This window comes from Methylobacterium amylolyticum, from assembly GCF_030700245.1.
Taxonomy (GTDB): domain Bacteria; phylum Pseudomonadota; class Alphaproteobacteria; order Rhizobiales; family Beijerinckiaceae; genus Methylobacterium.
In genome coordinates, this window is sequence record NZ_JAUYZI010000062.1 from 18924 (window position 1) to 28270 (window position 9347).

The window sequence follows — 9347 nt, forward strand, 5'->3', positions numbered from 1 at the left end:
TCACGGATCGCGCGGCGGAAGCGGCATCGGCTCGGGGCTGTCCGGAAGTGCAAGGGTTGGGCGCGGCGTCGCCCTGTGGCCGAGGAACACCGGGCGGTTCGCCTCGCTGAAAGCCAGCGGGAGGATCTCGCTGGCTCGGAGGCGACCGATCCACCCTGAGGCGGCGTCCGCCTCCCCGAACGCCTCCACGGGGTCCGGGCGCGTGCCGGGCCCGCAGATCACGAACGGCGTCGGATCGGACGTGTGCAGAACGCCGGACCTCGATGGTGTCGCATGGTCCCCGGTCACGATGACGACGGCCCGTCGGCTGAGCTCCGCGAGTCCTTCCAGGCCCGCATCGAGCGCCTCCAGCACTTCGAGCTTCGCGCGAGGGTCCTTGGTGTGCCCGGCCTCGTCGGTGGCCTTGGTGTGCACGTGGACGAAACGGGCTCCCCCCGCGATGAGGGCGTCGGCCGCGGCTAGCCGAGCACGCATGTCCTCGGTGTGGTCCTTGAGCGGGGCCTGGTGGACCTCGGCCAGGCCGAACAGCGCGCAGCAGCCCCGGTAGAGCCGGCTGTTGGTCACCGCGGCACCCGCCACGCCGGAGACGGCCTCGAAGCAGGGGATCTCGGAGCGATGGCCGCCCCACTTCGTGGTCAGCACGTCGAGCGGTGGCCTGTCCTCGGCCGCGCGGCGGAGATTGATCGGGCTGGCTTCAAGCGCCCGCCGGGTGGTCAGGAGCATCGCGTTGAGATGCGCCGCGAGGCCCGCGGACCCGTCGTGGACGGGACGGACCCTGAGCCACGGGTGGTAATCCTCGAAGAACGGGTCGGAATCGGTGACCTCGCCGTTCGCGAAGGCCGGGAAGAACACGACGGCCTCCCCGCGGCCGAGCCGGTGAACCTGCGCCCCGTAGGTCGAGAAGACCGGTCCCAGTTCCTCGTAGAGGGCGTCCGCATCGGCCAGGTCTTGCCGGTCGCGGCGGGCGCGCCCCGTCACGACGACCTGCCCGTCGGCGACGCGCGAGGTGCGCAGGCACGCGAACGTCGCCGCCGTGACGAGCGGCACGGGGATGCCCCCGCCCAGGGCCTCCAGGACCGCCCGGCCCGGGAACGGAACGCCCGAGTAGCCGAAGATCGACCAGTGCGCGACTTCCGAGGACGGGGCGGCGCCCCACCCGAACGGCAGGTGCCACCCGGACGCGCCGCGCCGGGCGAAGGCGTCGAGATGGGGCGTACGGGCCGCTTCCGATGGCGTCCGTCCTCCGAGTTCGGGAAGCGCGCGGTCGCCGAGCCCGTCAAGCAGGACCAGCACAACGGGAAGCCTGTCGTCGTCGTAGCGCGGTTGATCCTCTCCGTAGCCGGGAGCCTTCATGGTGCCGGCACCTCCGTACGGGCCGCGAGCATGTCGCGCAGGGGCGGGACCGTCGCGGCGGGAACGAGTTCGGTCCAGTCGCCGCCGCGGGCCATCGCATCGCGGATGTCGGTCGCGTGGAGCTTGGTCGCGGGATCGCCGGTCACCTCCCAGACCCGGTAGCCGGCCTCCCGCAACTGCCGGGCCTTCTCGCGCTCCCACTCGCTGAAGACGCGAACCACCTGGAGCGCGTCGAGGGGCACGTATTCGGGCCAGCAGGCGGGGCGGGTCAGGTCGAACGGCACGATTATGACCCGGTCCTCCCAGCCCTCGGCCCGGAGAGCCGCGCGCAGCAGCGTGAGCCGCTCGAAGTAGCTGAAGGGGTTCGCCTCTGAGGTGTGCCGGTGCCGGGACGTCGCCTCCGCGCGCCGCCCGCCGATGTCCGGGTTCGTGACCCCCACCACCGCTAGCTCGGCACGGGTCAGCGCCATCCCGATCAGTTCGAGGTGCTGGTCGTGCACGGGCTGGAACCGCCCAGTGACGCAGGCGTACGCGGTCATGCGATCCCACCCCCTCCTTGCCGATCGGCTCCCATACGAACCTCGAAACTTTTTGACAAAAATTCAAACACCGTTAAACAGTCTAACGGTGTTCGATAATTCTAGCAAGTGGGAGGAGAGCCATGGCTGATGGACCGGCAATGACGACACAGCAGGCGCTTGAGCCGAGCGCACGCGTCCGCGCCTATACGGACCGGTTCGCGCAGTTCCTGGCGGAGGACGTCGCGCCCATCGAGCAGGAGCTCGCAAAGCAAGGTGCCGGCACTCCGGACAACCCCGCGCTCAACGCCCAGGGGCGCATGCATCCGGCAGTGTGGGAGGCCCGCCGCCAGGTACAGCGTCGGGCCGGCAAGCTCGGCCTGCATTGTCCGCACATCCAGGAGCGGTTCGGCGGCGGCGGGTTCGGCCGGGTCGAGATGCACCACGTGGAGGAGTTCATCTACCGCCACTCCGGCCTCGGGCTCGGCCTTGCGGCGCTGGCCTGGACGGAAGGGGCCAGCCCGCCGTTCGAGCACGTCTCGGAGGCGGCGCGGGAGAAGTACCTCCTGCCGCTGGTGCGCGGCGAGATCACGACCGCCTTCGCGAACACGGAGCCGAACGTGGGGTCCGACGTGCTCGGCATGGAGACCTACGCGACGCGCGACGGCAGCGACTGGATCCTCAACGGCCGCAAGGCGTGGATCACCAACGCGCACTTCGCCGACGTCTACCAGGTGGTCGCCGTCACCGACCCCGGGAAGGGCACCCGCTCCCTGTCCATGTTCCTCGTCGATGCCAAGATGCCGGGCTTCAGCCGGATCGGGGACCAGCCGACGCTGATCAACGACGGCCTCACAGGCCGGCTCCAGTTCGAGAACGTCCGCATCCCGGCTGAGAACATCGTCGGCCAGATCGGCGACGGCTTCGCCCTGGCGATGTCGTGGATAAACTGGCGCCGCCTCTGCCGCGGGGGCATGTGCGCTGGCTGGGGCGAGTGGCTGGTCGAGCGCGCGATCACCTACGCCCACGAGCGCAAGTCGGGCGGCAAGCCGCTGGCGCAACTGCAGGCCGTGCAGCACCTGATCGCCAGGATGGATGCCGACGTCTACCAGGCCCGGGCCGCCTCCCTCGTCGGCCAGGCACGGCTCGACCAGATCGGCGCCTTCTGCATCCCCCTCGACCGCGAGGCGCCGCGGCTCGTCTCTCTCGTCAAGATGACGAGCGACGAGGCGTTCTACCGCGTCTGCGACAACGCCGTGCAGGTGCACGGGGCGAACGGCATGCTGCGGGGTACGCCCGAGGAGAAGCTCTTCCGCGTCGCCCGGAACCTGCGCATCCCGGCGGGCGCCACCGAGATCCAGCTCAACGCGGTCTCGCGGACGCTGCTCAAGGAAGGCAAGGCCGCATGAACGGGCTGCCCCAGCCGCTGATGTCGTACTCCCCGGCCGGTGGATGCGCCTGCAAGGTGCCGCAGTCCGTCATCGAGCAGGTGACCGCGTTCGTCGGCGGCGGGGGCGGCGACGGAAGATTGTTGGTCGGCCTGGACGCCCCCGACGACGCCGCGGTGTACGCCCTCGACGACCACCGGGCGCTCGTTGTCACGCTCGACTTCCTCACCCCGGTCGTCAACGACGTCTACGATTGGGGAAGGATCGCGGCGGCCAACGCGCTGTCGGACGTTTACGCGATGGGCGGCCGGCCGCTGCTGGCCCTCAACATCCTGGGCTGCCCGCGGGAGTTCCCGCAGGAGATGCTGCAGCGCCTGCTCGCCGGCGGCATGGAATCGGTGACGCGGGCCGGCGCGGTGCTGGCCGGCGGACACAGCATCGTCGACGCCAGCCCGAAGTATGGGTTGGCCGTCGTCGGCGAGGTCGAGCGCGACCGAATCATCACGAAGGGCGGCGGCCGCGTCGGCGACGTCCTGGTGCTCACGAAGGCGCTCGGGGTGGGCATGGTCAGCACCGCCATCAAGAGAGGCGTCGCCTCCGAGGCCGACATCGGGCGCGCCACCCGGAGCATGGTGCGGCTCAACGCTGAGGCTGCGAGGGTGGCGCGGGATTTCTGCGTCCGGGGCGGAACCGACGTGACCGGCTACGGCCTCGTCGGCCACCTGCACGAGATGGCCGTCGGCGCGGGGGTCGGCGCCAGGATCCATCGGGACCGTGTGCCCGTGTTCGAAGGAGTGCGGGATCTGCTTCGCCAGGGGTGCGCCCCCGATGGAAGCGTCCGCACATTGGACAACGCGCTGGCGGCCGGCTGGCTCGATCCCGGCGACGCCGACCGGGATAGCCGAATTCTGTTCGCGGACGCTCAGACCTCGGGCGGCTTGTTGCTCGCGGTTGCACGGGAGGACGCTGACGCGCTTGTCGCCGCCCTTCATGCGGCCGGCGAGCGGGACGTCACCATCGTCGGCGAGTTCGTCCCGGGAGCAGCAGGGGCCATCGCAATCTGATGGCCCTACCGAGGCTTGGCACCCGGGGCGAGGTTCGCCCAGGGTGGACGCGGTTGTTCAATCTTCAATGCCTGCGCGGCCCTCGACGGCCATCATGGTCGCCGTGAAGTACTCGATCAACCGCTCATGCCCATCGGCCTCCGCGAAGACCTCCGCCTGGGCGAAAGTCAGCGTTCGCCCGGCCTTCATCACCGTGCCAAGCGCACGGATGCGGTCGCCATCGGCGGGCTCAAGGAAGTTGATCTTGAACTCCGTCGTCAGCACGCCCTGGTCCGGAGGCATCAGGCTGAGGGCCGCGTGCCCGCAGCGCTGTCGGCGATGGCGCTCAGGGCCCCGGCATGGACGAACCCGTGCTGCTGCGAAATCGCCGAAGTCGGCTTGAAGGCGATCTCGATGCGTCCGGGAGCGAGGTCGACGAGTGTCGCCCCCAACGTGGCCATGAGGCCTCGCTTGGCGAAGCTCGCGCGCACGCGCTCCTCGACCTGCCTTTCGTCCTGCCCTGCCACGAGAACCCTCCCTGCACCGAGGAATGACACCTATCGGGCAGGTCCCCGATGGGTAGAGAGCCGCTGCTCGGCTCTTGGTGTCGTGTCACTGAAAGCGGACCTCGCCGCCTTCGCTTACGACCCGGAATACTGCCCCTCGGTCACCTGCTCCATCCAGGTCACAGCCTAGCCGTCGAGACGCTCCTGGATCGCGATGTGCGTCATCGCCGCAGTCGCGGTGACACCGTGCCAATGCTTCTCGTTCGGCCCGAACCAGACGACGTCGCCCGGTACGATCTCCTCGATGGAGCCGCCCTCGCGCTGAACCCAACCGCGTCCGAACGTGACGATCAGCGTCTGGCCAAGGGGGGGTGTGCCAAGCCGTCCGCGCACTGGGCTCGAAGGTTACGCTCGCCATCGCGACGCGGGCAGGGTCGGGTGCGCTGTGGAGGGGATCGATCCGCACGGTGCCGGTGAACCAGTCGGTCGGACCTGCGCCCGAAGGCGACTTCCGCTACGTTTGATGTCCATGGGTCATCCTTCGTCAGTTGCAGTAACGCGTGTCGGGGGGCAGCACCGCCGAGCGAAATCCACGCGTTGGTCGCAATGGCGCCAAGCTTCGAAGAGACGATGCTCGGGCCATCAAAGTTCGCTGCCTGATCCCTGGCTGGCAGGCCGGACTACGAGCCGGCCGAAGGCCGCTTCACTTGATCAGCGCCACGGCTTGCCGGAACCGTGGATGCTCGCAGGTGGAAAGCCACTCGAACACCACCATCTCGGTGGTGACGACCTCAGCGCCATGCCGCTCCATGCGGCGCAGCGCCGTCTCCTTGCTCTCCGCCCGGCGCGCCCCGAGCGCGTCGCGGACTGCGAACACCTTCCGGTTCCGCGACAGCAACCCGAGCACGGTTTGAAGGACGCAGACGTGGGCCTCGCAGCCGGCGACGACCACGGCATGGCCTGGGGCGATACAGTCCAGGAACCCGGGGGCCCGGCAGGCGTCGAAGGTCATCTTGTGCGCCAGGACGGCGGGGGGCGGCTCCAGCTCCGCCACGGTCGGGCCGAGGCCCTTGGCGTTCTGCTCGGTGAAGAGGCTCGGGACGCCGAGCAGCGCGGCCGCATCGATCAGACGCCTCGCGTTCGCCACGGCGGTCTCGCCCTGGTCGATGGATGGCATGAGCCGGGCCTGGAAGTCGACCACGAGCAAGGTCGACGCGTGCGCCTCGATGGTCAGCATGTCAGCCCCCGATCCTGGCCATCCGATAGCGGAGGTAGTCCTCCATCAGCCCCGAGGCCGAGGCGGAGAACATGCGGATGCGGCCCGTATGGAGGAGGAGCAGCAGCCCGGTCGCGTGGGCGAACACGTCGACCATGACGAGGTTCGCGTCGGCCTCGGAGGCGCCGAGGTCCACGGCCGCGGCCGCGATGGGGTGCAGGGCCGCCTCCAGTGCCGCGTTCAGCTGCTCGTCGCGTTCCTTGCCGAGGCCGGCCGGCTTCATCCCGCCGCGCAGCAGGTAGAAGCCCAGGTCGAGGTCGCGCGGGTTCTCGGCGTAGAAGCGGAAGAACCCGAGCGCCGCCGCCCGCAGGCGGTCCCCAGGCTCCTTGGACTTCGCGACGGCGGCCTGAACGGCGTCGCCGAGGGCGGAGAGCGAGGCGCGCAGGACCTCGGCGTAGATCGCCTCCTTCGAGTCGAAGTGGAAGTAGAGAGCCGCCGGCGTGTAACCGGCGCGCGCCGCGATGGCGCGCAGGCTCGCCCCTTCGAGCCCTTCGGCCTCGAACACCTCGCGGGCGGCGGCGAGGATGAGCCCCCGTTTGTGCTCGCTCACCGCCTCGCGCCGGCCGATCCGCTGCCGTTCCATGCCACCGCCTCCAGGCCTGCCAAGCCTACATAGCATCCTGATCAGTGAAATAAACAGTTGACAGATAAATCTAACGACGTTTAATTGACTCAACCCTGAGATCGGAAGCCCGCGTCGTGCTCGCGGGAGCCGTGGCGGCCGAGCCTGGCGCCGCCGGCGGGTGACGACGGCCACGTCAGGACCGTCCCACCGCTTCGCGGCGGTGGCCGCAGTGCCAGGCCATCAAGAACGACGCCCGAAGCGGCGTACGAACCGACGCCCGCAGTGGCGCCTGGAGGGAACGCATGGGCTATCGCGACACCTACGACTGCTGGCGCCGGGATCCGACCGGCTTCTGGATGGACGCCGCGGGCGTCGTCGATTGGTTCGAGCCGCCGAGCGTCGCCTTCGATCCGAAGGCCGGGGTCTACGGGCGCTGGTTTCCGGACGCGGTCTGCAACACCTGCCACAACGCCCTTGACCGCCACGTCGCCGAGGGCCGCGCCGACCAGCCGGCCTTGGTCTACGACAGCCCCGTCACGGCGATCGTCCGGTCCTTCACCTACGCCGAGCTGCTGCGGGAAGTGCAGGCCTTCGCGCTCGCGCTGCGGGACCTCGGGGTCGAGGCCGGCGACCGTGTCGTGATCTACATGCCGATGGTGCCCGAGGCCGTGGTCGGCATGCTGGCCTGCGCCCGCATCGGCGCGGTGCACTCGGTGGTGTTCGGTGGGTTTGCCGCCCGCGAGCTCGCCACCCGCATCGACGATGCCGCGCCGAAGGTGGTCCTGTCGGCCTCCTGCGGCATCGAGCTGAGCCGGGTGGTCGCCTACAAGCCGCTGCTCGACGAGGCGCTGACCCTGGCGCGGCACCGTCCGCATGCCTGCGTGATCCTCGGACGCGAGCGGCTCAAGGCCGAGCTGGTGCCTGGCCGCGACCACGACTGGGGGGCACTTCGGGAGAAGGCCCTGGCGGCACTCGCCGGCGGCCGCGAGAGCCCCTGCGCGCGGCTGGCGGCAACCGACCCGCTCTACATACTCTACACCTCGGGCACGACGGGTAAGCCGAAGGGCATCGTGCGTGACAACGGCGGCCACATGGTCGCCCTGCGCTGGACCATGGAAGCCATTTACGGGATGGCCCCCGGCGAGGTCTTCTGGGCCGCCTCCGACGTCGGCTGGGTGGTCGGCCACTCCTACATCGTCTACGGGCCGCTGCTGCACGGCTGCACCAGCGTCCTCTACGAGGGCAAGCCGGTGGGCACGCCCGACGCCGGCGCCTTCTGGAGCGTCATCGCCGACCACGACGTCAAGGTGCTGTTCACGGCCCCGACCGCGATCCGGGCGATCCGCAAGGAGGATTCCGAGGGCCGGCAGCTCCCGGGATACGACCTGTCCGGCCTGCGCGCCCTGTTCCTGGCCGGCGAGCGCGCCGACCCTGAGACGGTGCGTTGGGCGGAGCGCCTGCTGGAGGTGCCCGTCATCGACCACTGGTGGCAGACGGAGACCGGCTGCGCGGTCGCGGCCAACCCGCTCGGCCTCGAACGCCTTCCCGTGAAGCACGGCTCCCCGGCGGTGCCGATGCCGGGCTACGCCATCCGCATCCTCGACGGCGACGGACAGCCGTGCGGTCACGGCGAGATGGGCAGCATCGTCCTTGAGATGCCGCTGCCCCCGGGGGCGGCGGTGACGCTGTGGAACGCCGACGACCGCTTCCGGGAGAGCTACCTCGCTTCCCGCCCGGGCTACTACGACACCGCCGACGCCGGCTCGCTCGACGAGGACGGCTACGTCTGGGTGATGGGCCGGACGGACGACGTGATCAACGTCGCCGGGCATCGCCTCTCGACTGGCCTGATGGAGGAGGTCGTCTCGGCCCACCCGGCGGTCGCCGAGTGCGCCGTCATCGGCTGCCGCGACACCCTGAAGGGCGAGGTGCCCTGCGGCCTGATCGTCCTCAAGGCCGGGGTGAGCACCGATCCAGGGCTGGTCGCCGACGAGGTGGTCGCCCTGGTTCGGGAGCGGATCGGGCCGGTGGCGGCCCTCCGGCGCGTCGTCCCGGTCGACCGGCTGCCGAAGACGCGCTCGGGCAAGATCCTGCGCGCGACCATCAAGCGGATCGCGGATGGCGAGGCCTACGCGGCGCCGGCCACCATCGAGGACCCCACCGTCCTGGTCGAGATCGAGGGCGCGCTCGCGTCGAAATAGCGACAGCCCGGGTGGTCGCGACGCAACTGGGCTAGGGTGTGTGGACTGTTGGGGTTCACGTTCAGCGGGAGGCGTGATTCAAGGCTGTCTTTTGGAGGACAGCCTTGAGCGTTCAGGATCGCTTGGTTCTCAGCGACGCGCAGTGGGAGCGGATGGCACCGCTGATCATCGGACGTCCCGATCAGCGCGGCTCGACCGGGCGCGACAACCGGATGTTCGTCGAAGGCGTGCTGTGGATCGTGCGCACCGGCGCGCCCTGGCGTGATCTGCCCGCTGCGTTCGGTGAGTGGAACAGCGTGTTCCGCCGCTTCAGCCGCTGGAGCCAGAAGGGCGTGTGGTGGCGCATCTTCGCGGCGCTGTCGGATGATCCCGATTTCGAGTACCTGATCGTGGATTCCACCATCGTGCGCGCCCACCAACATGCGGCGGGCGCGAAAAAAGGGGGTCTGGCGATCAGCCCGCGTCCGAGCCGGCCCCCGATCAGGCGCTCGGCCGCT

General features: G+C 69.8%; 10 protein-coding genes and 1 pseudogene. 4 read left to right on the forward strand and 7 right to left on the reverse strand.

Annotated features, from left to right (window positions below; translation table 11 throughout):
- Both Q8W71_RS28180 and Q8W71_RS28185 read right to left on the reverse strand, forming a co-directional pair.
- A complete protein-coding gene (locus tag Q8W71_RS28180) occupies positions 1-1353 on the reverse strand; it encodes an alkaline phosphatase family protein (protein WP_305528717.1) in 1353 nt (450 codons plus the stop codon).
- Positions 1350-1892: a nucleotidyl transferase family protein gene (locus Q8W71_RS28185; RefSeq protein ID WP_305528718.1), complete on the reverse strand. Its 543-nt coding sequence runs from the start codon at positions 1890-1892 to the stop codon at positions 1350-1352. The genes Q8W71_RS28180 and Q8W71_RS28185 overlap by 4 nt, the downstream gene beginning before the upstream one ends.
- Before the next feature lie 122 nt (positions 1893-2014).
- Here Q8W71_RS28185 and Q8W71_RS28190 point away from each other — a divergent pair, with 122 nt between their 5' ends.
- Both Q8W71_RS28190 and selD read left to right on the forward strand, forming a co-directional pair.
- Complete coding sequence (locus tag Q8W71_RS28190) at positions 2015-3280, forward strand: acyl-CoA dehydrogenase family protein (RefSeq protein ID WP_305528719.1); 1266 nt, start codon at positions 2015-2017, stop codon at positions 3278-3280.
- Positions 3277-4323 carry a selenide, water dikinase SelD gene (selD, locus tag Q8W71_RS28195; protein WP_305528720.1) on the forward strand — a complete coding sequence of 349 codons (1047 nt, stop codon included), beginning with the start codon at positions 3277-3279 and terminating at the stop codon, positions 4321-4323. Before Q8W71_RS28190 ends, selD begins: the two co-directional genes overlap by 4 nt.
- A gap of 57 nt (positions 4324-4380) precedes the next feature.
- Here the strand turns inward: selD and Q8W71_RS28200 are convergent, their stop codons facing one another.
- The 5 genes and pseudogenes from Q8W71_RS28200 to Q8W71_RS28220 form a co-directional block, all read right to left on the reverse strand.
- Positions 4381-4587: a PaaI family thioesterase gene (locus tag Q8W71_RS28200; RefSeq protein WP_305528721.1), complete on the reverse strand. Its 207-nt coding sequence runs from the start codon at positions 4585-4587 to the stop codon at positions 4381-4383.
- 17 nt (positions 4588-4604) lie between these two features.
- Positions 4605-4829: a PaaI family thioesterase gene (locus Q8W71_RS28205; RefSeq protein WP_305528722.1), complete on the reverse strand. Its 225-nt coding sequence runs from the start codon at positions 4827-4829 to the stop codon at positions 4605-4607.
- Positions 4830-4994: 165 nt separating this feature from the next.
- A pseudogene (locus tag Q8W71_RS28210) lies at positions 4995-5339 on the reverse strand ((R)-mandelonitrile lyase).
- Positions 5340-5511: 172 nt separating this feature from the next.
- Positions 5512-6045 (reverse strand): isochorismatase family protein, encoded by a 534-nt coding sequence (locus Q8W71_RS28215; RefSeq protein WP_305528723.1) that lies wholly within the window; start codon positions 6043-6045, stop codon positions 5512-5514.
- Between the two features lies 1 nt (position 6046).
- On the reverse strand, positions 6047-6667 hold the full coding sequence (locus tag Q8W71_RS28220) for a TetR/AcrR family transcriptional regulator (RefSeq protein WP_305528724.1): 621 nt from the start codon (positions 6665-6667) through the stop codon (positions 6047-6049).
- Positions 6668-6951: 284 nt separating this feature from the next.
- Between Q8W71_RS28220 and Q8W71_RS28225 the strand changes: the two genes are divergently transcribed.
- Together Q8W71_RS28225 and Q8W71_RS28230 are read left to right on the forward strand one after the other, a co-directional pair.
- Positions 6952-8850, forward strand: coding sequence for an AMP-binding protein (locus tag Q8W71_RS28225; protein WP_305528725.1), 1899 nt, complete (start codon positions 6952-6954; stop codon positions 8848-8850).
- Positions 8851-8954: 104 nt separating this feature from the next.
- Positions 8955-9347: IS5 family transposase (locus Q8W71_RS28230; RefSeq protein WP_305528398.1), on the forward strand; the 393-nt coding region annotated here is incomplete at its 3' end.